The sequence below is a fragment of the Cohnella endophytica genome, assembly GCF_003628305.1.
GTDB lineage: Bacteria > Bacillota > Bacilli > Paenibacillales > Paenibacillaceae > Cohnella > Cohnella endophytica.
Map to the genome: position 1 here is coordinate 91,416 of NZ_RBZM01000012.1, position 23,512 is coordinate 114,927.

Below are 23,512 nucleotides of genomic sequence, written 5' to 3' on the forward strand. Positions count from 1 at the left end.
ACAGACAGTAAAGCAGCAGTAAGCTCGCTCGCCCCGACTTATTTCATCCGCAACGCCTGGCCGCAACGCGCACAATAACGGGTATCATGAGGCGACATCGTCCCGCAGGCCTCGCATTGAAGCTCTTTGGATGCTGTGGTTCCTTGATCGTCGTGCTTCAGCTCCTCTTGCATGTAAGGATTCAAAACCGTTAAGGCATGATATTCTTCGCGCCTGCCGGTACGAATCAGGATATACAGCAGATAGAGCCCGACGCACCCTACGGCGATCATCATCCCCATTTTCATGAATCCGTTCGTAAAACGATAGTCCCATAACATATGTAGCCCGATCGCCAACGTCAGCAAACTGATCGTATGCCTCCATCGCGCCCACGCTTTCGTGTTCTTCCCGATGATTAGCTCTCGCGATCGAGTCCCATACCAAATTCCCGCCGCAGCGATAGCCGTCCATGTGCCGTGGCCGAAAGGAGATAATAAGGCTCTCATCCACAGTACGGAGAGCATTCCGAGAGACGAAGCCTGACCGAGATGCGTCCAACCGTAGATGACGCTTTCCACGGCGGCGAATCCCATCCCCGCCGCCGCGCCGAACACCACAGCATCCATCAGAAAATGCATTTGCTTCGTGCGGACCAGCGCTACGCACACTAGCAATTTGACGGTTTCTTCGATTACGGCAACGGACAGGGGAACCGACAATTGCGTAAAATCAAAGGTTTCGGCCTTTACGTTGAATAACCACATTCGTTCGAGTATCCAAGCAAGAGGTACGGCAATCGCGGCAGTCGCTACGAAAACCATGCCAAGCCGCGTCTGGCGGAACCCTAATAACTGCTGGCTGCGAACGTAGGCCACGAACGTAACGGGACCTACGATGCCCCCGACGATCAAGGCGGCGATATTCCACCAGGAGTTATGCAAGAACAAGGCCAGCATGGAGAACGCTAAAAACCCTCCGCCCAGCCATAGCAGAAGGTCGATCCACTTGTCTTTGGCTTCGGGCAGCGGCGAATTCTTCTTGTCGAGCTGCGGTTCTTCCTTCTCCGTTCCTATCGTTACTTGCGAGATCAGTTGAGGAGCCCTAATCCGCAGAACTTCAATGAACTGAAGTCGAACGGGAGCATAGTAACTAAGGATGCAAAGAAATTCGCTTTTCCCCATGACGAGCAGTTCGCTATCTTCCGATGCGATCAGCGTACTCGTTGAGGGCAAATCGGTCAGCAGTTCTCTTTCGCCGAAGAAGTCGCCATCGCGGAGAACCGTTTTGCGTTTCTTTTCTTCGCGAAGTTCCAATCGACCTTTGCTGACCATGAAAAATTGATCGACGAGCGATCCTTCCGCGATGATTTCCTCGCCTTTCGCTACTTTTCTGATTAAAGTAATCTCCGCAAGCCCTCGAAGCTCGGCATCGGGTATAGCCGACCAGATCGAGGCCTTGCGAAGCATGCCATGGATCATTCGAATGCGAACGTTTAACATCAAGCTCTCGTGAAATAAGGGGCTGCTCTCCGCCAGACGTTCGAACGCTTGTCGTTCCAATCGCAGCGCCGTTACGTCGCCGATCGCCGTGACGCGAGCCGATCTTCTTTCGTTGCGGATAAGGCCCATTTCGCCCACTAACGCTCCAGGTCCAAGCTCGGCTAGCAGCATTGTCTTTCCCACTAAGTTGCGGGAGGAAACTTGCACCTTCCCCGTCCATAGGAAGAAACAGTCCTTGGAGGGGGCTCCTTCGATAATAAGAGGCTGAGCATCCTTGAAATCCACGAGTTCAATAGAGCTTGCCGCGTGCTCAAGCTCGTCATCGGGTATTCCTTGCAACAAAGGGTGATCGCGCAAATAATCGATTATAGCGTTGAATGGCATTGTCGTTTATCCCGTTATCTCATGTTGCCGATAATCGAACTTCTTGAGTCTTGCATTTTTTTAACGAAATTAGTCATGACATCGAAAGCTTCGTTCCGTTTGTTAGTCAGGCTTTGCAAGCGGAGCATGTCCATTTGCTGGGAGTTGCTTGCAGCATCGATCATCGATTTAACCTGTTCCCTGAATTTCTCGAGATCAGCCTTCGTTGCCACTTGCGCGGTAAGGCCCGCTGCCTTTATCTTGGCTAACAAATCAGCCGGCACGGTAACTGTTTGACTGGCGGCTGCGGAAGAAAGCGTGCCAAGCTGAGCGGTAACTCCCACCATGACTTCGTTCAATTTGGTTATTTGGTCATTTTTTGCTTGTACGGCCTCGAGTTGGGATTTCAATTGATCTTCCAACAGACTCGCGCGTTGATTCTGGACCATCATAAGCGCCGTCTCAAGATCCATGGAGTTTATGTTTACTTGCGTTATGGCTCCGATATCCCCGACCGCGTTCTGCGTCGCGCCGCCGTTAATGGCATCCTTGACCGAATGGTAGACATCGTCGTTGTACATCAAAGTCCCTCCGATCGCGACGCCTAATACTAATGTTCCTGCCATAGACAACACCGTCTTTTTCGTACTCATATCCATTCCCCTTATCAAAATCTATTTATATCCAGAATATTCTTATTGGTAACCCATAGTCAATGAAAATCAGACAAACTCTTACACTTTGCAACAAGATTTGTTAAACGCAGGTCGATCGGGTCAGAAAATTGATTCCTGATTGATTTTCCTTCAATATTAGAAGTAGTCCAAAATTGATTCCAAGGAGAGATCCCCAATGAGAATCGTGTACCATGGCCATTCCAGCATACAGCTCTTTACGGGCGATAAGTCGCTCATTATCGATCCGTTTCTCAGCGGCAATCCCCAGGCCGTCATTAAACCGGAAGAGATTAAGGTGGATGCCGTTCTATTGACCCATGCCCATATGGATCACATCCTTGACGCCGCCCCGATCGCGAAAGCCAATGACGCTCCCATCGTTTCCATCGTTGAGCTAGCCTCCTACATGAGCTGGCAGGGCACGAAGACGGTCGGGATGAACATGGGAGGAACGTACGACCTCGGCTTCGCCAAAGCCAAGATGGTCCAAGCCTTCCATAGCTCGGGAATCGTAGACGAGGCCAACAAACAAATTCTATACGCGGGAATGCCCGCCGGATTCCTCGTATTCGCGGAAGGCTTAACGATCCTTCACGCGGGCGATACGGCCCTATTCGGCGATATGAAGCTCATCGGCGAACGCAATCGTATCGACGTCGTTTTCCTTCCGATCGGCGACCACTACACGATGGGGCCAGAGGATGCGCTGCAAGCAGCCGAGTGGTACAACGCAAAGCTCGTGATCCCCGTGCATCACAGTACGTTCCCGGCGATTAAACAAGATGCGGACCTATTCGTGAAGAGGCTCGAAGAACGCGGCTTGAAAGGAAAAGTCATGGCTCCCGGGGAAGAGATCTCCATTACCGCGAAGTAGAACGAACAACAGCAACCCCCGTCCAGATGGCTTGGACGGGGGTTGCTTGGACGGGGATTCCTGAACCGAAGCCTACTTGCTCCTACTTCGACCCCTCCCCGCCTCTCATAAACGCTCTCTTCACCCAAGTTCTCATTTCCAATCTATGCTTATAGACAATAACAGTGAAGTTCCCGAACCAAACCCAGAGCATCGCGGATGAGAACATTCGGATATACAAATAGACGAAAAGCAACAGCATTCCGCTCACGACCTGCAAGCCGTCCGACTCCGCGCTTCCGCTTCTGCGAGCCAAACGGGCAACGGCCGTCATAAGCGCCAAAATCATGGCATAGGCCAATGAAACCTCGAAACCCGTCAAAGCGCTCCATACCCCGAAGGTGACGGCTATAGCCTTGCCTCCTTTTCCTCTAAGGAACGGTGAAAAGGCATGACCCGCAATCGGTGCCAACGCAAGCGGAATTATGGAATATCCCTGCGCATAATCACTGCCGCTAACGAACATAAGAGGAAGATAACCTTTCAAGAAATCCAGCGCGATTCCGGCGATGCCGAGGCGGTAACCGGATGCCTTCCACAAGTTCAAGGCGCCGGGGTTCCCGTCTCCAACGTCTTTCAGATTTTTTCGGGCCAATAGACCAAGCCAGTACGAGAACATAAGAGAACCCGATAGAAACGCTCCCGCGGACAACAACAATAGCATCATCGGCCTCTTTTGCCCCCCACTTGCACGTTCCTTCCTTTCCATCTGACATTCCCTAATACGACGACCTGATATAACGAATAAAGCATGATCATAAGAAAGAACAAGGAAGAGACGAGATGAAGAACGGGGATTACGATCCCGAATACGCCGACGTATCTCATGAAATACGATAATTGAAGCAAATAGAGGACATATCCGATGAGCAATGGCAGCGCCCAAGAAGTGTTCGCGAAAATAACGACGGATTCGGATGCGAGAAGCCCGATCACCCACAACGCAATGGGGATAATCGTCCATAGGCTTAACGTCGAGGTGCTTAGCACAGCGCTTTTGCTAAAGCCTTCGATTTCGCTGCGAATACCTTGCGGATACATGCGGAACGACACCAAGCCGCGCCCGATATAATTGGTCACCGGAATGCCCGCGTCCATGAATTTCGAGCCTAGGAACAGGTCGTCCAGCACCTCGGACTTGATGCTTTCGTGTCCGTTGATTTTCTCGTAATCCTCCCTCGAAGCCACTATGCAGGAGCCGTAAAGACCTTTCCGGGGATTGCTCTTTTCGAAAACCGACGTAAACGCGAATACGCCCAGCACGTTTATGATCAGAGCGAGCTTCTCGTACAGCTTCTCCGTATGATGGTAAGGAACGACGGAAATGACTCCCTTCGTTCGTTCCGTGGCCTGAATCAAGGATGCTATCGCGTTAGGCTCTAATCTGACGTCGGCATCCAAAAAAACGAATAGATCGCCGGAAGCGCGTAAATAGCCGTTCCATACGGCCCAATTCTTCCCTGTCCAGCCTTGCGGGAGATTGCTATTGGCAATGACCTTGACTCCGTAGCTTTCGGCGATTTCCTTCGTTCGGTCATTCGAAAAGTCGTCCACGACGATAATTTCAAAGGGTTGTACGGTTTGCGACTTGAGAGAGGCCAACAAATAGGGCAAATTGCATTGTTCATTCCGAGCCGGGATGATCACGGACAATTTCCGCTCTCCCCGGTAGGGTTCGCGAGAGAGGGGCAACGTGTTTCTTCTGAACAGAAAAAAGCCGGAAGCGCAACCTGCCAGCGCGAGAACGATAATCCACATACACGAATCCCCCTTCCTATTTCTATCTATATGAGGGACTGGCGTGTATTATTTTCGTTTCGGATTTCGGCCATTTCCTGAGCGACGCAAAAAATCCCCGAGCAGCCGTTAGGCCGTACGGGGATAAAGCGATCCATTCACGGTATTTAATACTTTCATCCTTTTTTGGCAGGCAACTCGGCATTCGCCGTATCCAGCATGGATTGCCAATTGGCAAAATTCGTCTCCCTTGCGACGTGCCGATCCCAGAGCTCTTCCAGAACGTTGGCGATATCTTCGCGAGTCTTTATTTGAAAATTGCCCTTCTCGGAAAACTCTTCAAAACTTTTGCAAGTCGAATGCTTGCTCATGAACGATTCATTAAACAACTCGTCCAAGGAAATATGATTCGGATCTTCCTGAATCGATTTCTGGCCTTGCAAATCCTTCAACAGTTCATCGAACGACATTGGTTTTTGCTTTCTCAAAGTACCACTCCTAGAGTTTTTATATGAATGACTTCATTCTAATCTAAACCGGCCCATGAAGTTATTTTTTCTTTGCGCTGGCATCAGACGTGAATTAGGGACATTCATACTATACCCTTTCTTGCAAGACAAACAAAGGGTTATCCTTTAACCGGTTCGTTTAACCGTATAAAAAACAACCTTTTCCGAGCGGAAACCGGCTTTGGGATAGCCCGTGCTTCCCGCCGCTTAGGCTCCGATCATCCTGAAATCGAGAGATGCCGGCGGAGGGAACTTCTCGATCGCTTCCTCCAGCAGCTTCGGCGTGAATTCGACGTTTCTGGCACGGGCAAGCTTCTTGGCGTTGTATGCGTACCAGAGCTCGATGATCAACGTTTCGCCTTCGCGAATGACGGCGAACTCCGTTCCGAAGAGCTTCTCCAAGAACTCGTCGTTGTTCATCTCCAGCGCCACCGCGCCAATGATAATCCGAATGCGATCGCTCTCGGCGAATTCCTCAGGCAATGACTCGTACAAATTCCATGCCCGCTCGAATTGTTTGGCCTGAATGATCAGATTCAAGTGCTCCTCGGCAAAAGCCCTGTCCGGGTAGCCGTTCGAGACGCCGTAAGCCCGTTCCATGTATACGAGAGCCTCGTCCGTGTTTCCGCGCAGTCTCATCGCTTCGGCCAAATGGCGGAACACCCATGCGGAGGGTTGAACGCGGATCGATTTCTCCCAGCTCTCGATCGCCGACGCTTCCTTTCCTTGTTCGAAATCCATCACTCCCGCATGCATAAGAGCGATCCAAGACAAGCTTTGCTCAGTCGAACCTTCTCCCGAATCCGCCGATCGAACGCTCGCTTCGACGAGCTCCTTCCATTCCTCTTGAATCATCCATGATGCCGGTACTTCTTCAACCCCATGATCGGGCATCCGTCCCTCTCGAAGCAACGCAATCCAAGGTTTCTGAGCAGCACCCAGCGTCCGCTCCGCGAATTCGAAGCCGTCCGGAACCGTTCTTCCTTCCGTCTGCTCCCTGCGCATCTTCTCCAGTGCTCCCCAACCGGAGCCGTCATGCAGAGAATCCGACGGGTAATCATCGGCATACGATTGCAAGCGCTCATGGATGGCATAAACCTCGTCTTCGCTAAGTAACTCGCCAATCCGTCTTCCCACGTATTCGTTCGCGTCATCCCAGCTCTCTTGATAGACCGGATTCGTCTCGACGTCGGTCATGCCGATCAACTGGGTGAAATCCCATACCGAACGGGCGGGCATCTCGATGTCGTGAAGCTGTGTCGGTGCCAGTCCGCCTTGCACTTCGATGTAATTGCCTTCTCCCGGCTTCGCCAAGAAGTCGCACCAGCGCCTGCCGCCCGCATGATGGCCCCAGCAGAACATTTTCCGATACCGCAATCGGGAAGTCGATCGTTCATAGAACAGGCGTCCATCCTCGTAAGCGACAGCTTCCCAAGGCGATTTATAGTCGACGGGAGTCTGGAAAAAGTATTCGCTGGAATACGGAAATCCCATCGGGTAAGAGACGTCGACATCGGGAACGGAAGGCAAATAGGGCAAGCGATCGAAGCCGTATCCTTTGAAATTCGGATCGATGTAGATCACGTTGCCGGTCGAAGAAAAAACGCGGGCTTTCTCGGTTTCTTGCACGGCAATGTTGGTCCACCAATACATCGGGACGGGGCGATCGTTGTCATTTACGATTCGCACGTAGACTTGAAGCTGCTCGGCACCCTTCGGCAAATGAAAATCGATGTGCCAGAATACGTTTTTGCAACGCTCGTACTCGGAAATCCGGAGAAACTCGTTCCCTTCGCCATCGGTCAGCTTGGCGCAATGAACGTTCGAGCACGTCGTGAACGTATGCCCCAAATGTCCGACGTTCCACTCGATTCCCCCGGAGAACCAGGCATTCAGAATCGCCAGATTGGCGGGTTGAAACACGGGATTCTTATATAAGATTTCCCTGTCCGCCCGTTTGTCCTTAAGGGAATATAATCTACCTCCATATTCGGGCAGGAATACGGCTTTAAGGCTTTCGTTCTCGAGCGTAATCGTCTTCAGTCGGATCGTTTCCCGATGTCTCGTATATCTGTCCTGCAGCCGATACGGCAATATTCTCTCGCCTGCGTTCTCGCCCATATGAAGCATCAACTCGGGCGTAAGGCTTCCGTTATTCGCGGCTTCGCGATGCGGGTTGCGGCTCCTGAATACCGGGAGCGGATTTTCGCCTTCCGGCTTGGTGCCTTCCAACGTTAATGACGAAGTGGTTACTCTCATTTGCTCGATTCGTCTCCCTCTATGATTATCCTTTTACGGCACCGACGGTCAGGCCTGCGATTATTCTCTTGGATACGAGCATATATACGATAAAGCTAGGCAAGAACACGATCATACAGGCAGCGAAAATGCCCCCGTAGTTACCCGTGTTGGCAAATCCGTACACGATGGATTGCAAGGAAAGAGCCAACGTTCGCGTGCTGGGATCGTTCGCGAAGATCAACGCGTAAAAATACTCGTTCCATATGCCGAGAAAGTTAAAGATCGATAAGGTAATGATCCCCGGCTGGGCAATAGGCAATATGATCGAGACGAAAGTTTTGATCGGCCCGGAACCGTCCATCGAAGCGGATTCCTCGAACTCTTTCGGAATGGACGAGAAAAACCCCGTCAGGAAAAACACGCCGAAAGGAACATTCGTGCAGACATAGACGATAATCAAAGTAATAATGGATCCGGTAAGCTTTAGCTCTACGAAAATGGAAAACAAAGGGATCGTAATCAAAATGCTTGGAATGGCTAGAGCGGACATGAACATCGTGCCGACCCAACGGCTCCCTCTGAACCTGACGCGTCCCATGATATAGGCTGCCGGCGCCGCGACTACGACGATGCCGACACACGAAACGACCGTATAGACGATGCTGTTCAAGAAATAACGGCCCATTCCTTGATCCTTGAACAAGCCCGTATAATTCGACCAATGAATTCCGCTGCCGAGAAGCGAATTCGTGAATATTTCTCTTGTCGTGCTGAGCGAGGCTAAAATGACCCACCCGAAAAGGATAACGCTAAAAATCAGCCAAGCGTAAAGCGGAATGTAAGCCAGCCATGAACCTCTCGTTGTCTTCGATGTACCAGTGTTCACCTGAGCCCCTCCTCCTCAGTATTCTAATCGTTCCTTAGGGAATAGCCGACCGATGAGCGCGGAAACGATCAGCGTCGCCAGCGTAATCAGAATGCCGACGCTCGCGCCGGATCCGACGTTAAAGGCTTCTTCCACATACACGTTGCCGCCCTTTCCGAATACTTTCTGATACATGTAGAAGGCGGGCGTAACCGTATGTGGGTCGTCTAATCCGAAGGTCGCCGACCATACGAAGAAGTTAAACGCCGTTATCGTCCATAAGACCAGCGTCGTGCGGAACACGTCCCGCAATAGCGGCAAAGTAATTCGGAAAAACTTCGTCCACGGGCTGGCGCCTTCCAAAGTCGCCGCCTCGTAGTAATCTCCCGGAATCCGATTAATTCCGGCATTCAGGATGAGCATGAAATAACCGATCGAGCCGAAGCTGAACGCGATGATCATCGAGAAATAAATGTGTTCGTTATCCGTCCACTGTATATTGGCGAGCGCCGTCAAACCGAGGCGATTAAATACGGAAGTGAGCAAACCGTAACTCGAATTAAAAACGTATTGAAGCCATACGACCGACAAGACGACGGCCGAAACCGTATTAGGCAAGAAAATCAACGATCTCCAGAAATGAACTCCCCGAACCTTGGAAGTCAGAATAACCGCATACAGAAAGGCGAAGGCGAAAATAAGAACTCCGCCGATCAACCATATGCCAAGCACGTTCTTCATCGAACCGACGAAATAAGAGCTATGCACAAGATCCTCGTAATTGACCAATCCGACGTATTTCCATTCGGCGACCTTGCTGGAGAGGGCGGGAATATCGTAGAAGCTCATCGCCAGCGTTCTCAGGGTCGGGTAGAGAAAAATAGCGAGATAGATGATGACGGCAGGTAAGAGGAACAGCGCGATAATCGATTTATTCAGTCTCATGACGACACCTCCGTAGCGAATCCTCCATATTGTGGCCTAACGGGAAAACCGAGCGCGGCACGATGCCAAAGCCGCCGCGCTCGGACAACCTCCTATTTGCCGGAGTAAAACTTCTTCGCTTGCTCCGCCATTTTCGCGACGTACTTATCCGGGCTGAGCTTACCCGTCGCCAGCTCCATAAACGTAGGGATAACCGTACCCGTCGAGAAGTCGCCGCCGTTATCGATTCCGAACCCCCATGGCATGTTCACTTTCGCGTTCTGGAAGGCGACTTCCGCTTCGGCCAGCGGAGCCGGCCATGTCGAATCGACGGTTGCCGGAATGGCCAACGCTTTCGTTGCCATGCCTTCTTGCGCCTTCTTGCCGACCAAGTATTTCACGAGCTCGAACGCCGCGGAAACGTTTTTGCCGTTTTTGTTCATCAGCAGCCCTTGAGCGCCGAAGCTTAGACCTTGGAACCCGCCTTTGCCATTGCCATTAGGAACGACAGGGAATTGGAACGAACCCCATTGGAAATCCGGCCCGGCCGTAGCGGCAATCTCGTTAGGCAACCAAGTTCCGTTCAAATACATCGCGGTCTTGCCTAGCGCCAAGTCTTGCTGTCCCGCAGGGTACTTGTTGCCCGCGATCTTCTTGGAGAAATATCCTTTGGCCTGCAGGTTCTGCATATCGTTCGCGAATTGAAGAACGATCGGATCCTTCCACATTTCACCGGTTTTATCTTTAACGAGACTGTCGGTCCAATCGCTGCCCATCGCGCTTCCCAAATAACCGCCGATGAAGAGGTCGCGGTAAGCGTCGTCGAACGTGATCGGTTCGATGCCCGCTTGCTTCAACAGTTCGCAATCCGCCAGGAACTCTTCCCATGACGTCGGAACCGCGGTAATGCCCGCTTTGGCGAACAACGCTTTATTGTAGAAGAATAATACCGCGTACGGCTGTTGCGGAATCGCGTAATAGCCGTCTTCCAGCCCTGCCGGCACGGCGAGGGATTTGACCCAATCCAGCAAGGAAGGGATGATCGAGTCCTTCACGGTTTTGCCGTCGCTGCCGATCGCTTGCTGCGCAAGCAGGTCGTCAAGCTTGAGCACGTGATCCTTGAGCGTGGAGAGCGCGGCCCCCGGATCCTGTTCGAAAATATCGATCTGCTGTCCGCTTTCCAAAGCCGGCTTAAGCAGCTTGTTGATGTCCCGTCCGTTATACTTCACTTCCACTTCCACGTTCGGGTTAGCTACCTTAAAGTCGGCGACGGCTTCGTCGATGACTTTGGCTTGCGGTTCGGCGTTACTCCACATCGACCAGAAGACGACTTTGCCCGAAAGCTCGGACGCCGGCGATTCCGACGCGGACGCGGAGGCAGATGCCGATGCGGATGGAGACGAAGACGGCGAAGCACTCGGCGAGGACATCGAGGCTTCCGATTCGTTGGACTTACCGCAGCCCGTAATTACTGTAAGCGCTAACATTGTGGACAACAATACGGACGCGAATGCTTTTCTCTTCATGTTCACGGATCGATTCCCCCTGTAGGTGGCGTTATGGTTACAAGTGTGAGTATAGGGAACTTATTCCGCGTAAAGTATGTCTCCCAATTAGTTAAACATGGACTTAGATTAGGACTGCGCCAGGAACCGATTCTTGCGGAAAAGAAGATGATATAATCAGAGTGCATAGACTTGAATGGTTCGTAACGTTATAATCCTTGCTTTCCCGAAGGTGGTGCTACCCTGAGTCTGCTGAAGAAATTGCGCATAAAAACACAAATCACGATCGCGGTAGCCTGTATTTTAGTCATTATGCTCATCATCATTTATTCCTTGTACGCCCAAACTTCCCGGATCGTCATTCATGACAACGATCAATATTCGGAAGATACCATCCGTAAATTCAAGCTCTCCCTCTCGCAGAAGACAGACGAGATCGGCCAGATCATGCTGAATCTCGGGTTCGATCCATTCGTCCAGAAGTACTTGAATCAGAACGATCCGAGCCTGTCCTACGAAATGGGCAAGGAACTGGATCGCAAAATCATCTCTCTCAAAGCCGGCCGGAAAGGCTTCGAAGATATCGTTCTGATCGGGAAACTCGGAACGAAGTACAGCCTTAACGGGGGCATCGAATACGTGCGGCAATTGGAGCCGGAAATCCAAGCCAGCAAATCCGCATACGTCAGCGGATTGAAAAAGTTTAACTATAGCAACAACCTGCAGAACAGCATGGTATTCGCGCAAAACATTTATTCCATCGACATGAGCGCCGGGGCCGACGGGAAGCAAATCGGCTATATCGCCGTTATCGTCAACGTGGATTCCATGTTTTTCGATATCGACAATGCCAGCGGCGAACCCGGCGTCGGCTTCTACCTTATCGATAGGTACGGCAAAATTTTCCCGGAAACCCATTCTCCCGACATCGCGAGAAGCATTAGCGCACTAAGCCGAAGTCCGGGCGAAGAACGGAAGCTGACGGATTACGTCGGCGGGGTCAAGGGGGCCATTCAAATTCAGAAGCTGGACCCGATTCAAGCTTCCGTGCTCAGCTTCGTTCCGGAAGAGGCGCTATTGGCGGAACTGAGTTCGGTGCGCACCCGCAGTATTCTAATCGTTATCTTGGCTTTGATTATGATGGCGCTTCCTTTCGCGATGATCGTCAATAACATTCTCCAACCGATTCAAATTCTCGTGAAGTTCATCAATAGCATTAAATCCGGCAGCATCAAAGACTTGAAATTAACTTTAAAGCTCGAAGGAAACGTAGAAATGGCGGTCGTCGCCGAGAAACTGAACGGGATGCTAGGGGAAATCGACGCCCTTACCCATAAGCTCGTCGAGACGACGACCCACCTTCTCGAGGCCGAGATCGAGAAGGAGAAAGCCGCCACGGCTTATTTGCGCAGCCAGATCAATCCGCATTTTCTATATAACACGCTGGAATCGATTAAAGGGGTCGCGCTCGAAGTCGGAGCCCCTCAGGTCGTGGATATGACGAAAGCGCTTGGAAGACTGTTTCATTACAGTATCAAGGGTTCCGGCTACGTTACGCTCGATCAGGAGCTGAACGCCGTTAAATCTTACGTTTTTCTTCAGTTGATCCGCTTCGAGGGAAGGTTCGAAGTGAAGTACGACTTTACGGAGGCTGCGTTACGGGTGCCGGTCATGAAAATGATATTGCAGCCTCTCGTCGAGAACGCCATCTTCCATGGCTTGGAGCCGAAGACATCCAAAGGACATCTTACGATTAGCGGCGAAGTCGCGAAGGAGAATGGCGCTACGCTCGTCGTCCGGATACAAGACGACGGGGTCGGCCTTGAAAGCGAACGCTTAGAGCTCATTCAAAGCAAGCTGCTCGAGAAACCTTCCGCTCTTAGCCGAGATGGACAAGATTTGCCCGATAACGATAGCATCGGCTTGCTTAACGTCAATAATCGTCTGAGATTGGCATACGGACCGGGGAATGGGATATCGTTCGAGAGCGAAACCGGGAAAGGGACTCGCATTACGCTAACGATGCCCGTCGAAACAAGGCTGTCAGGAGGGAACGGCGATGTATAAAGTGCTGCTAGTGGACGATGAAAATTGGGTCATCAAAAGCCTCGAAGCCGGCGTTGATTGGCCGAAGTCGGGCTTTCGGGTCGCGGGCAAAGCCAACAACGGCTCCAGAGCCTTGCAACTGGTCCAGGAGTTGAAGCCCCATATCGTATTCACGGATATTCGGATGCCGGGTATGTCCGGCCTTGAACTGATCAAGAAAATCAAGGAATTCGACAATGATATCCAGGTCGTAGTCATTAGCGGCTATGCCGAATTCGCTTATGTCCAGAAATCTCTGAATTACGGCGTATTGGGATATTGCCTGAAGCCGTTCGATGATTACGAGATCGACGCCTTGCTCAGGTCCGCCGCCAAAATCATCGAAGAAATCAATATGAAGCGCGAAAGCCACCTTCTCGATCTCATGGATCATTGGCCTTCTGAGATGTCCGAAACGGCTTTTGACCGGATACTAGCGGATGTGGGGCTTATCGCGGATACCGTTCATGTCGTCGTCTCCGTCGGCAAAGGCAGATTAGCCTTCCCGGAAGGAACGAAAGCGATCGGCATTCATCTCGGAAGCTCGCGATGCGGTTATTTCGTTCAGTTCCCCGTGCCGGCAAACGCGGACGAAACGTTATTCGAGACGATTCCCGAAAGCATAGTCGGAATCGGCGTCGTCCGATCCGACCGCCGTATGAACGAGTTGATGAAGCACATCGAGTTGGCCACCACATGCGCTTGGGATTTTTTCATCCATGGGCGTATATGCCGCCAAGAGGAAGCCCAAGAAGACGAGACGATGAACGAGGCCGCGAACTCGCTCGTCCGTAATCTCGAGATCGCCGTCGCGAAAAAGGAACCTTCCCTCGTGCGAGCCCATCTCGACGAGATGAGATTGCCAACTAACAAACGCAACCTGCGTATTCACCATGCGCTTAAAATTTATAACATCGTCTACTTCCACGACTCCTACGACCGCAGAAATTCATCCGTGGACGATTACATTTTCAGCAAAGACCAGCTGTACCACCTCTACCATAACTTCGATCAGATGATCGAATGCTTGAAGGAGCTCCTGAGCGAATCCGATACGTCTTCTGCCCTTCCTACGGAGCGCGCGACGGAACATGCCAACCTCAAGGAAATCGTCAAATACATGAATGAACACTATCGCGGCGATATTTCCATCCAAAGCATCAGCAAAATTTTCTTCTTGAATCCGAACTATCTCAGCCAACTGTTCAAACGGGAACTGAAGGTTACGTTTACCGAGTACTTAACGAAGATTCGACTACAGGAAGCGAAACACTTGTTGTCGGCTACAGGTCTATCGATCGGAGAGGTCGCGGACGGCGTCGGATTTAAGGATTACTTTTATTTCATCCGGCTCTTCAAGAAACACACGCTGCAAACCCCGCGTCAATATCGGTTCAAAGACAAACACGGAGAGATTAATCCCGAATCCGGACGACGGGCGGAGGAAAAAGCATGAACGGCGCGAAGCGACGAATGGCTTCAACTCTCGTAGTTATCCTGTTGATTTCCTTGATCGCGGGCTGTCGGGATAGCGACTCCTCTTACGAATTCAACAAAATGCAGGCGCCACCGAATGCTTCGACCGGATCCTCCCCCTCCGAGCATATGGACATTTCGATTGCCTTATGGGATCTAGCCGAGAACATGACGGTTGACGATCCGCTCGTTCGACATTTGGAGAAAAAGCTCAACATCACGATCAAACCCGTTCCTATCACTACGGAGAATTACATGCAGCAATTTCAAATCTGGGCTTCTACGGATCAATTGCCCGACATCTTTTCCAGCGACGCGATCAACTCCCAGTATTACAAAAATTGGAGAGAACGGGGCGTCATTAAGGCGATCCCTGACGACTTGTCCCCTTACCCTCATCTTGCCAAGTATTTGGCAACGCAGGAAATCGAAGATCTAAAGGAGAATGGCAAGCTATATTTCATTCCAAGAAACACGTACGACAGCACCGATTACAACGTATTGGACAGACTCGTCATCTACCGTTGGGATCTCGCCCAGCAAGCCGGCATCGCCAAGGAACCGGAGACTTGGGAGGAATTCCGGGCCATGCTCAAGGCGATCGTCGATAAGGACCCCGAGAACCAAAACATTACCGGGCTTACGAGCGTCGGCAATTTGCTTCTTGGCGGACTGTTCTGGTTATATAGCTCGCCGGCGGCGACAAGCGACGGCAGCGGAAGCGACTTTAAATGGATCAAAGAAAACGGGAAATTCATCCCTGCGGTGTTCTCCGAGCATTCCGTGGATTCATTGAAGCTGCTCAGAGATTTCTATACGGAAGGTTTAATCGATCCCGAGCTACCTGCTACCCGCGGGGAAATGGGAAGAGACAAATTCGCGCAAGGCAAAGCCGCCGCCCTTCTCATCGCGGGGTCGATTCAAAGCGTCGATATCAATATCAATCAAGAGCGTTGGCAGAAGCTTCATCCCGGCGACACCCGTTTTTACGACAAAATCAAAGTATTGAAGCCGCTTCCCTCGATGGACGGGAACAGATATCACGCGCTATTTAAGACTTTTTGGTCGGAAAGCTACATTTCGTCCAAAGTCGACGACAAAAAGCTGGATCGTATTTTGCAATTGTTCGACTACATGAACTCTCCCGAATTCGAAGAAATGCGCCATTACGGACTCAAAGACGTCGATTATACCCGGAACGGGAATACGAACCGCATGATCGATCCGAACGTCAGCTTGCTAACGAAATACAAATATTTCTCGAATCTAGCGAACCTGTTGGACTGGGACGGCATGTTCAAGTTGAATCCCGAATACGTCGGCATCTCGCCCGAGGGCCATGCGGCGCAGCAGGAATTACTCGACTATTCCCTGGCAAACACGAAAAAGCAAAATTACGAAAGCCGACTTACGAATCTGTCTACTCCGACGAAAGACAGCTTCACGATCTTCGATAGCGACGATATGATCCGGGTCATGATCAGCAAGCTGCCTGTAGAAGCCATCTGGAAAGATATCGTCGACGGCTACAAGGAAAAGGGGTTGGATAAAATGATCGCGGAAGTTAATGCGAAGGCGAAGGAAATGGGTATGGAGTAGGGGGAAAAGAAGAGGACCGATTTAGATGGACGGCAGTCAGAATTTGATAAAAAAAACGGTCCCTTTGTCTCCGCTTTTCAGTTCGATTTCCGCTTTGTGGCGTGCAGCAATACTGTAGCAGACCGCTAAGCCAAGTCCTGTGCCCGTTTCTTTGGTGGTGAAAAACGGCGTGCCCAGTTTCTCCACATACTCTTCTTTAATTCCGCTCCCCTGATCCTCTAATTTCAAAATGACTTTCTTGCCTTCCGTATAGGTGCTGATCGTAAATGCCCCGCCCGGAGACATGGCTTCCAGACCGTTTATCGCCATATTCAGAATGAGTTGACGGATTTCTTTGTCATCTAACTGCAGATCGTCAATCGTTCCATAATGAACGTGTAAATGCTTGCCCGAGAGCATAGCTTCCGCTTGAATGAGCGGTTCCATGGAGGCGATAATTTCGTTCAGGTTCTGGCGTTTAAGATGAGTCGTTTTGTTCTTCGCCAAGGACAGGAATTCGGTAATAATGCCATTGGCTCTGTTCAGTTCTTCAAGCATGATATCAATGTAATCGACGGTAAGACTTTGGTTTTTTTTCGACATCTGCAGAAACCCGCGAATTGTCGTCATCGGGTTTCTAATTTCGTGAGCGATGCCCGCCGCCATCTCGCCGATCAGATTCAGTCGGGCCAGCTTCGCCATTTCTTTCTCCCAAGCGACCCTTTCTTCATTGGCGATAATGAGCTCGCTCGTGCGTTCACGAACGATCTGCTCCAGAAATTCATACTGATTTTGATGAAAACGGTGCATCTTTACGAAAGCATCGACCTTTAATTTCAGAACATCGGGATGAAAGGGTTTAAACATATAATCAATCGAACCCGCTTGGTATCCTTGAAGAACATGATCCGCGGATTTATTGATGGCCGTAATAAAAATAATCGGAATATCTTTCGTTTTCTCCCGATTTTTGATCAGCTTGGCCGTTTCAAAGCCGTTCATGCCCGGCATCTGCACGTCAAGAAGAATGACGGCAACATTTTGCATATCCTCGCGCATCGTATAACGAAGCGCATCCTCTCCCGATTTTAGACCGATTAATCGATAATCGGGAGAGGAGAGCACCGCTTCAAGGGTCAATAGGTTTTCGGGATGGTCGTCAACCATTAAGATATCGATCTTGGTTTCCATGATAGGCCCTCATTCATACAAAATTGGAAAAATGTCATTCATGGTAGGCTCGACGATTTTGCGATATATTTTTTCCTTTGAATCCAACTCTTCAAAACTCACCGCATGCGATCTCAGGAGTCCTTCTTTGTTCCCAAGGCCCAAATAGCCCGATTGAACGAGACTTTCGTTAAATAAACGGAGAACGCGCCGCTGTAGAACATCGTTGAAGTAGATCAATACATTCCGGCAAATAATGACATGGAATTCGTTAAAGGAATGATCGATAGCCAAGTTATGCTGAGAAAATATCATATTCTCGGACAGATACGGCTTGAATTCGACTCCCTCTTCTATAACGGTATAATACTTCGAGAACGCCTCCTCGCCGCCGGAACACAAATAGTTTCTCGTATACAATTGCATCTTATTAAGAGGAAACACTCTTCGTGCCGCTTGCCCCAATACTCTGTCGTTCATATCCGTAGCGTACAGCATCGTCTTAGGATACAAGCCTTCCTCGTGCAATAGAATAGCCATCGAATATACTTCTTCTCCGGTTGAACAGCCGGCATGCCAAATACGGATCGCGGGCAAGTTACGGAGCAGAGGAACGATGTTTCTGCGGAACGAAAGGAAGAAACTAGGCTCTCTGAACATTTCCGTGACATTGATCGAGAAATCCGCAAACAACCGCTCCATCGTTTGCCGATCATGAAGCACTTTTTCCAATAGGGCCAGAATCGAATCCAGATTTTCTCCCTGCATGCGATACTGAATCCTTCTTCGGATCGACTGGAAGGAATAATTCCTGAAGTCGTAACCGTAGTGCCGATATATGCCTTCTAGCAGCAAATTGATTTCAAGCTTCTCGATATCCTCATGCGGCGTTAAAGATTCATTGTTCTTGGCCATTTATTCTCCTATCTGTACAACCATACCCGGATTAAGGACATGAGTTGATCCAAGAGGATCGGTTTGCTGATGTAGTCGTTCGCGCCCGCTTCTATACACTTTTCTCTGTCGTATTTCATAGCTTTGGCCGTCAATGCGATAATAGGCAAGCTTTCGAATTGCGCGATTTTACGAACTTCCCGAATGGCTTCGTAACCGTCCATTTTAGGCATCATAATGTCCATAATGACAAGATCGATATCGCTGTTCTCGAGTAATAGATTTATTCCTTCTTGTCCATTCTCGGCAAATAGGACTTGAATTCGATAAGCCTCCAGTACCGTGGTCAACGCATAAATATTTCGCAAATCATCGTCAACGAGCAAGATTTTCTTACCTTCTAACGTGTTATCGATTGAGCTCGCTCCATCCGGCGAGTCGGCGGCACCTGTGTCATGGGTGGCAGCCGCTTCATGAACGGATGAAGCTAATAATTCGCCTCGAACTTTACTGATCGGAAGGTACAAGGTAAATGTGCTGCCGATTCCTATTTCGCTTTCGACCCGAATAACTCCGTCCAACAACTGAGCGATTTTCTGGCATATGGATAACCCTAATCCGGTTCCTCCGTATTTGCGGCTGGTCGTACCGTCCGCCTGGCGGAAAGCTTCGAAAATGACCGCCTGCTTTTCCTTGGGAATGCCGATGCCGGAATCCGACACCACGATAGCAATCCCATAATCGCCCATCAAAGCGACTGACGTTCCTTCAACTTCCTCCTTCGCAATAATTCGCATCTCCATGGAGACGCTTCCTTTTTCCGTAAACTTAAAGGCGTTGGACAGCAGGTTCTGTAAAATTTGCTGCAACCGTAGCTCGTCCGTATGGATCATCAGATCGGATATTTCTTCGTCTACCTTTACGTTAAACAGGAGGCCTTTATCGCTGGCGACTGGATCGAATTGGCGTTCTACGAAATCGACGAAGTTCTTTACTTTGACCCAATCGAATGCAACCTCGAGTTTCCCCGATTCGATTTTCGATAAATCCAGCACTTCGTTAATTAAACCGAGAAGATCTTTTCCCGAGGAATAGATCGTTTGGGAATACTCGACCTGTTTGGGGCTAAGATTGCCCTCTTTATTACCTGCCAACATTTGGGACAAAATCAGAAGACTGTTCAACGGCGTTCGAAGCTCGTGCGACATATTCGTCAGAAACTCCGTCTTATATCCGGATGCAAGCAGAATATGCTCGTTTTTTTCTTCAAGCTCATCCTTGATCTTCCCCAGCTCCGTGCTCTTCTTCTCCGAAGCCTCGACCTGATCCCTCAACTGATCGTTTAGCGTCCTTAATTCTTCTTGCTGCAGCTGCAGTTCTTCCGATTGCGTCTGCAGCTCTTCGGTAAAGATCTGGGATTCGCTCAACAATTGTTGAATTTTCATATGTCCGGAAACGCTATTGATCGTAATGCCCAATAGATCCGTCAGATTGTCCAGCAGTTGCAGATGGGATCGGGTAAACTCATGAAAGGAAGCAAGCTCGATGACGGCTACTACATTGTTCTCGAACTGTACGGGTACGATGACAATCTGAAAGGGCGTTGCCGCTCCAAGACCCGAGCCTATCTGTATATAATCTTTCGGAGGTTCGCTTAGAATAATCGTTCTATTCTCCGCGGCGCTCTGTCCCGCTAATCCCTCCCCAAAGGCAAAACCATCCGCACCAATGTCCGTATTGTCAGCCGCATAGGCAGCGCTTTTAATCAACCGAGGGATGCCGCTATCCGTTTCCTTGCGAAGATAGAAAACTCCGTAGCTCGCCCCGATTGCCGGAGAGACTGCCGTAATGAAAATTTTAGCGAGCCCGCTCAGCGTTTGAACTCCTTGGTACAGGGCCGTTATTTCGGCAACCTTGGATTTATTCCAATTCTGATCCTGCAATAGCAGATTCGCTTGTTGTTGAAACACGGCTTGTTCTTCAAGAGCAGCGGCCATGACATTATAGGCAAGACCGATACTAGCCATTTCATCCTTTGTTTGTACCTCTATTCTGGGCAACTGATCGTTGCGTTCAGCAACTGAAGCTTGTTTCATAACGGATATAATATGCCCTAAACCCTTGATTACGCTCCTGAAAACCCATGCAGCGACAAATACTCCGCATAATATCGTAACGATAACAAGTACGATAATGAGGCGGATGGCGAAATTATAAGTATCGGTCGACCGTATTAAGGCCTGATCCATATCCTGCTCCTGCAGGTTGTTGAATTTATTGATATTCTGGAACAGATTTATTCGAATCGGCTCCGTGTTTCCGTTATGCCATTTAATTGCCTCTTCCTTCTTATTTTCAAGCAACAGTTTTATTTCAAGATCCGTGCTATCAAGAAACGAATCGTGCAGCCGGTGCATCTCCTGTACTAGCTTACGCGCATCCGGCTGATCTTCGAACATATGTTCCAGCTTATTCAGATTCGCATCCATGTTTAATTTAGTTGCATTGATTTTATCGGAACTTTCGTTCAGCCTATCCAAATTGTCATCCAGCAAAAACGCGCTTGTCTCCGTATTGAGCATATTAATATCCCATCGAACGGTGTTGGCAAGCTTGACCTTGGAATAATTATCGTCGACGACTCCGTGCATGGCTCGATTCATACTAAAGAACATTCTAAGCGCAAAAACAGAAAAAATGATTAATAAGGTCAAAATGGTGCCAAAACCAACAAATAATTTCGTGCGAAATTTCATGAGAGGTAGCACCCTTCTAGGAACGAAAAATAGCCTACAACAATAGTTATATCCGAATTTTTCACGATGCGCCAGAAAAATATGGAAGACAAAAAATAATGTTGAACTTTATCATTTTAAAGCGATCAAAGTACCTATTTTAACGCCAAATTACGACATAATTGGACTAATCGCAACTGCGTGGCACAACAAAAAAGGGCGCAGCCCGCATTCGGCTCGCCCCTTCTATTAACCCATAAGCTTGCTTTTCAGCTTGTCGAATTCTTCTTGCGTCAGTATGCCTGCATTTTTAAGCTCGAGCGCTTTTTTTAGCTCGTCCATGACGGAAACCGAAGTCGCGGCAACTTGAGCGCGAGCGTTCAAAGTAGCCATGCGCTCTTCGATTAATTGCTTGGCCTTCATCGCTTGCTCGAAATGATCATTTTTGGCCACGAATATAGCGTAGTCATTGGCCACTATATCATTTACGGTTTCCATTGGCGCGCGATAAAATTCGCCTTTAAGTATAAACTGAATGTATCCGATCCGATTTATTAAAGCAGGCGGTTTTTTGATTTCTATCGAGGAGATATCGGAGATATTGATTTCCGTGTTTGGTTTTTGAAACATTTTCTTGAATTTCAAAATGACTTTAGTAGAATCCACGATAATGATCCCATTGGTCCCTTCGAATTCTTTGCTATCCGTTTGCATCTCCAACAACCTCCGACTTTTTTTGTCTACGTCCCTTTAACTCAGCAATCTTTTCTTGAAGTCTTCGAACTCTTCGTTCGATAGTACGCCGGCATCGCGCAGCTCGGCGGCTTTCTTGATCTCTTCGAGAACGGAAAGCGTTGAATGAGGAACGGGCTCTGCGGTTGCATGGTTTTGTTCCTGGAAATTCGGATTCGCGATATACCTTTCTATTAAATATTTGGCTTTTAACATCTCGCGATACTGGGAACCCGTAGCTAAAACGATCTTATTCTCGCTCTTCGCTGAGCCTCCCGGCGTGGGATGATTGCCTGCATAGATGAATTCGATAAATCCCTCCGCGAACATTTTGGGCTCTCTTATTTCGATAGCCGAAATGCTGCGTAAATAAATTTCCGTCGAATTTCTCCCGTCGCCAAACGACTTTCTGAATTTAAGAGTAACCTTTACGGGATCCACGATTATCCAACCGCCCACTCCGTGGAATTCTTGCTCCATTCCGCAACCTCCACAAAACGCGTTTTTTGGTCTATTTTACCACATTAATCAAAGAAAAAGATCTAAGCTTCGTTGGAAGGCTTGCGAGACGAACGTTCACCATAAAAAAACCGACCTCTAGAGGTCGGTTAGATCGGAAATATGAAAATATCGCTACTTTGGAGGTATCAGGGCGTAGGAGTCGACATCAAGATATAATCCAAGTTCACGTTTGCCGTGTCTCCAACGTCGTACTTATAAGCAATCGTGTTGAACCCGGCATTAAGGTTCAGCGATTCCGTCTTGTCGCCCCAAGTATCCCAATTCGCGGTAGCGGGTAGCGACGTTTGTTTGATTTTTACGCCATTCACGTAAAGACTTAAGGTTTCGGAGATTCCCATTCCATTGCTATACCTTAGCGTTACATTCGAGAGTCCGGCGCTTGCCGTATAGACCGTAAAAGTCGTTGATGCCCCGATGTTGCCCGTATTGTAATTATCGACAAAACCGGTGCCCGAGTAATTACTATGATCCGTGGCTTTCTTAGCAATTACTAATGCCGCATTTTCCGCTTCGGCTTTTGTCGTCGGAGTCGGTGGCGGGGAAGTGCCTCCCGCATACGAAATATAATCTAAATTTACGTTCGCTGTATCTCCGGCGTCGTATTTATAAGCGATCGTATTGCTGCCGGCTTTAAGGGTAAGCGATTCCGCTTTGTTGCCCCAAGTATCCCAATTCGCGGTTGCCGGTAGCGAGGTTTGTTTGATTTTCACGCCGTTTACGTAAAGACTTAATGTCTTGGAGCTTCCCGAGCCATTCGCATATCTTAGCGTTATATTGGCGGGTCCGGCGCTTGCCATATAGACCGTAAACGTCGTTGCGGCCCCTATGTTACCCGTGTTGTAATTGTCTACAAAGCCGGTGCCCGAATAATTGCTATGGTCCGTCGCTTTCTTGGCGATGACCAGATCCGCGTCTTCCGCTTCCAACTGGGTTATCGGTGTCGGCGTCGCTGTTGGCGTTGGTGTTGGTGTTGGTGTTGGTGTTGGTGTTGGTGTTGGTGTTGGTGTTGGTGTTGGTGTTGGTGTTGGTGTTGGTGTTGGTGTTGGTGTTGGTGTTGGTGTTGGTGTTGGTGTTGGTGTTGGTGTTGGTGTTGGTGTTGGTGTTG

19 protein-coding genes are annotated in these 23,512 nt (G+C 49.5%); 4 read left to right on the top strand and 15 right to left on the bottom strand.

The window, feature by feature from the left end; genetic code table 11:
- Positions 1-38: 38 nt before the first annotated feature.
- Positions 39-1,865 (bottom strand): cyclic nucleotide-binding domain-containing protein, encoded by a 1,827-nt coding sequence (locus D7Z26_RS24480; protein ID WP_120979662.1) that lies wholly within the window; start codon positions 1,863-1,865, stop codon positions 39-41.
- Between the two features lie 14 nt (positions 1,866-1,879).
- Positions 1,880-2,497, bottom strand: coding sequence for a hypothetical protein (locus D7Z26_RS24485; protein ID WP_120979663.1), 618 nt, complete (start codon positions 2,495-2,497; stop codon positions 1,880-1,882).
- A gap of 199 nt (positions 2,498-2,696) precedes the next feature.
- On the opposite strand from D7Z26_RS24485, the gene D7Z26_RS24490 reads away from it, so the two are divergent.
- Positions 2,697-3,395, top strand: coding sequence for a metal-dependent hydrolase (locus D7Z26_RS24490; RefSeq protein WP_120979664.1), 699 nt, complete (start codon positions 2,697-2,699; stop codon positions 3,393-3,395).
- Between the two features lie 82 nt (positions 3,396-3,477).
- Here the strand turns inward: D7Z26_RS24490 and D7Z26_RS24495 are convergent, their stop codons facing one another.
- The 7 genes from D7Z26_RS24495 to D7Z26_RS24525 form a co-directional block, all read right to left on the bottom strand.
- Positions 3,478-4,101, bottom strand: coding sequence for a glycerol-3-phosphate acyltransferase (locus D7Z26_RS24495; RefSeq protein ID WP_325050474.1), 624 nt, complete (start codon positions 4,099-4,101; stop codon positions 3,478-3,480).
- Positions 4,098-5,192, bottom strand: a complete 1,095-nt coding sequence (locus tag D7Z26_RS24500; protein WP_120979666.1) for a glycosyltransferase — start codon at positions 5,190-5,192, stop codon at positions 4,098-4,100. The genes D7Z26_RS24495 and D7Z26_RS24500 overlap by 4 nt, the downstream gene beginning before the upstream one ends.
- A gap of 155 nt (positions 5,193-5,347) precedes the next feature.
- Positions 5,348-5,641 carry a hypothetical protein gene (locus D7Z26_RS24505; protein WP_120979667.1) on the bottom strand — a complete coding sequence of 98 codons (294 nt, stop codon included), beginning with the start codon at positions 5,639-5,641 and terminating at the stop codon, positions 5,348-5,350.
- A 246-nt stretch (positions 5,642-5,887) separates the two neighbouring features.
- Entirely contained in the window at positions 5,888-7,939 is a 2,052-nt protein-coding gene (locus tag D7Z26_RS24510; protein WP_120979668.1) for a DUF5107 domain-containing protein, read from the bottom strand.
- A gap of 25 nt (positions 7,940-7,964) precedes the next feature.
- A complete protein-coding gene (locus tag D7Z26_RS24515) occupies positions 7,965-8,807 on the bottom strand; it encodes a carbohydrate ABC transporter permease (RefSeq protein ID WP_120979669.1) in 843 nt (280 codons plus the stop codon).
- Between the two features lie 15 nt (positions 8,808-8,822).
- Positions 8,823-9,731, bottom strand: coding sequence for a carbohydrate ABC transporter permease (locus D7Z26_RS24520; RefSeq protein ID WP_120979670.1), 909 nt, complete (start codon positions 9,729-9,731; stop codon positions 8,823-8,825).
- A gap of 92 nt (positions 9,732-9,823) precedes the next feature.
- Positions 9,824-11,236, bottom strand: coding sequence for an ABC transporter substrate-binding protein (locus D7Z26_RS24525; protein ID WP_233567186.1), 1,413 nt, complete (start codon positions 11,234-11,236; stop codon positions 9,824-9,826).
- 240 nt (positions 11,237-11,476) lie between these two features.
- Between D7Z26_RS24525 and D7Z26_RS24530 the strand changes: the two genes are divergently transcribed.
- The 3 genes from D7Z26_RS24530 to D7Z26_RS24540 are packed head-to-tail and all read left to right on the top strand — an operon-like array spanning position 11,477 to position 16,375.
- Positions 11,477-13,282 (top strand): sensor histidine kinase, encoded by a 1,806-nt coding sequence (locus tag D7Z26_RS24530; protein WP_120979672.1) that lies wholly within the window; start codon positions 11,477-11,479, stop codon positions 13,280-13,282.
- A complete protein-coding gene (locus D7Z26_RS24535; protein ID WP_120979673.1) occupies positions 13,275-14,756 on the top strand; it encodes a response regulator transcription factor in 1,482 nt (493 codons plus the stop codon). The genes D7Z26_RS24530 and D7Z26_RS24535 overlap by 8 nt, the downstream gene beginning before the upstream one ends.
- Positions 14,753-16,375 (top strand): extracellular solute-binding protein, encoded by a 1,623-nt coding sequence (locus D7Z26_RS24540; protein ID WP_120979674.1) that lies wholly within the window; start codon positions 14,753-14,755, stop codon positions 16,373-16,375. The genes D7Z26_RS24535 and D7Z26_RS24540 overlap by 4 nt, the downstream gene beginning before the upstream one ends.
- 36 nt (positions 16,376-16,411) lie before the next feature.
- Here D7Z26_RS24540 and D7Z26_RS24545 read toward each other — a convergent pair whose 3' ends face one another.
- From D7Z26_RS24545 to D7Z26_RS24570, 6 genes are all read right to left on the bottom strand, one after another.
- Positions 16,412-17,545 carry a response regulator gene (locus D7Z26_RS24545; RefSeq protein ID WP_120979675.1) on the bottom strand — a complete coding sequence of 378 codons (1,134 nt, stop codon included), beginning with the start codon at positions 17,543-17,545 and terminating at the stop codon, positions 16,412-16,414.
- Positions 17,546-17,554: 9 nt separating this feature from the next.
- Entirely contained in the window at positions 17,555-18,439 is an 885-nt protein-coding gene (locus tag D7Z26_RS24550) for a CheR family methyltransferase (protein WP_120979676.1), read from the bottom strand.
- An 8-nt stretch (positions 18,440-18,447) separates the two neighbouring features.
- Positions 18,448-21,174 (bottom strand): ATP-binding protein, encoded by a 2,727-nt coding sequence (locus D7Z26_RS24555; protein ID WP_120979677.1) that lies wholly within the window; start codon positions 21,172-21,174, stop codon positions 18,448-18,450.
- A gap of 228 nt (positions 21,175-21,402) precedes the next feature.
- Positions 21,403-21,867, bottom strand: coding sequence for an SHOCT domain-containing protein (locus tag D7Z26_RS24560; protein WP_120979678.1), 465 nt, complete (start codon positions 21,865-21,867; stop codon positions 21,403-21,405).
- A 36-nt stretch (positions 21,868-21,903) separates the two neighbouring features.
- A complete protein-coding gene (locus D7Z26_RS24565; protein ID WP_120979679.1) occupies positions 21,904-22,365 on the bottom strand; it encodes an SHOCT domain-containing protein in 462 nt (153 codons plus the stop codon).
- 167 nt (positions 22,366-22,532) lie between these two features.
- On the bottom strand, positions 22,533-23,512 hold a 980-nt coding region (locus D7Z26_RS24570; RefSeq protein WP_147423900.1), incomplete at its 5' end, for a carbohydrate-binding protein.

Bases quoted from the DNA above. Each gene is read 5' to 3' on its own strand.
- D7Z26_RS24480 (WP_120979662.1), bottom strand. From the start codon at position 1,865: ATGCCATTCAACGCTATAATCGATTATTTGCGCGATCACCCTTTGTTG.
- D7Z26_RS24485 (WP_120979663.1), bottom strand. From the start codon at position 2,497: ATGAGTACGAAAAAGACGGTGTTGTCTATGGCAGGAACATTAGTATTA.
- D7Z26_RS24490 (WP_120979664.1), top strand. From the start codon at position 2,697: ATGAGAATCGTGTACCATGGCCATTCCAGCATACAGCTCTTTACGGGC.
- D7Z26_RS24495 (WP_325050474.1), bottom strand. From the start codon at position 4,101: ATGATGCTATTGTTGTTGTCCGCGGGAGCGTTTCTATCGGGTTCTCTT.
- D7Z26_RS24500 (WP_120979666.1), bottom strand. From the start codon at position 5,192: ATGTGGATTATCGTTCTCGCGCTGGCAGGTTGCGCTTCCGGCTTTTTT.
- D7Z26_RS24505 (WP_120979667.1), bottom strand. From the start codon at position 5,641: ATGTCGTTCGATGAACTGTTGAAGGATTTGCAAGGCCAGAAATCGATT.
- D7Z26_RS24510 (WP_120979668.1), bottom strand. From the start codon at position 7,939: ATGAGAGTAACCACTTCGTCATTAACGTTGGAAGGCACCAAGCCGGAA.
- D7Z26_RS24520 (WP_120979670.1), bottom strand. From the start codon at position 9,731: ATGAGACTGAATAAATCGATTATCGCGCTGTTCCTCTTACCTGCCGTC.
- D7Z26_RS24525 (WP_233567186.1), bottom strand. From the start codon at position 11,236: ATGAAGAGAAAAGCATTCGCGTCCGTATTGTTGTCCACAATGTTAGCG.
- D7Z26_RS24535 (WP_120979673.1), top strand. From the start codon at position 13,275: ATGTATAAAGTGCTGCTAGTGGACGATGAAAATTGGGTCATCAAAAGC.
- D7Z26_RS24540 (WP_120979674.1), top strand. From the start codon at position 14,753: ATGAACGGCGCGAAGCGACGAATGGCTTCAACTCTCGTAGTTATCCTG.
- D7Z26_RS24545 (WP_120979675.1), bottom strand. From the start codon at position 17,545: ATGGAAACCAAGATCGATATCTTAATGGTTGACGACCATCCCGAAAAC.
- D7Z26_RS24550 (WP_120979676.1), bottom strand. From the start codon at position 18,439: ATGGCCAAGAACAATGAATCTTTAACGCCGCATGAGGATATCGAGAAG.
- D7Z26_RS24555 (WP_120979677.1), bottom strand. From the start codon at position 21,174: ATGAAATTTCGCACGAAATTATTTGTTGGTTTTGGCACCATTTTGACC.
- D7Z26_RS24560 (WP_120979678.1), bottom strand. From the start codon at position 21,867: ATGCAAACGGATAGCAAAGAATTCGAAGGGACCAATGGGATCATTATC.
- D7Z26_RS24565 (WP_120979679.1), bottom strand. From the start codon at position 22,365: ATGGAGCAAGAATTCCACGGAGTGGGCGGTTGGATAATCGTGGATCCC.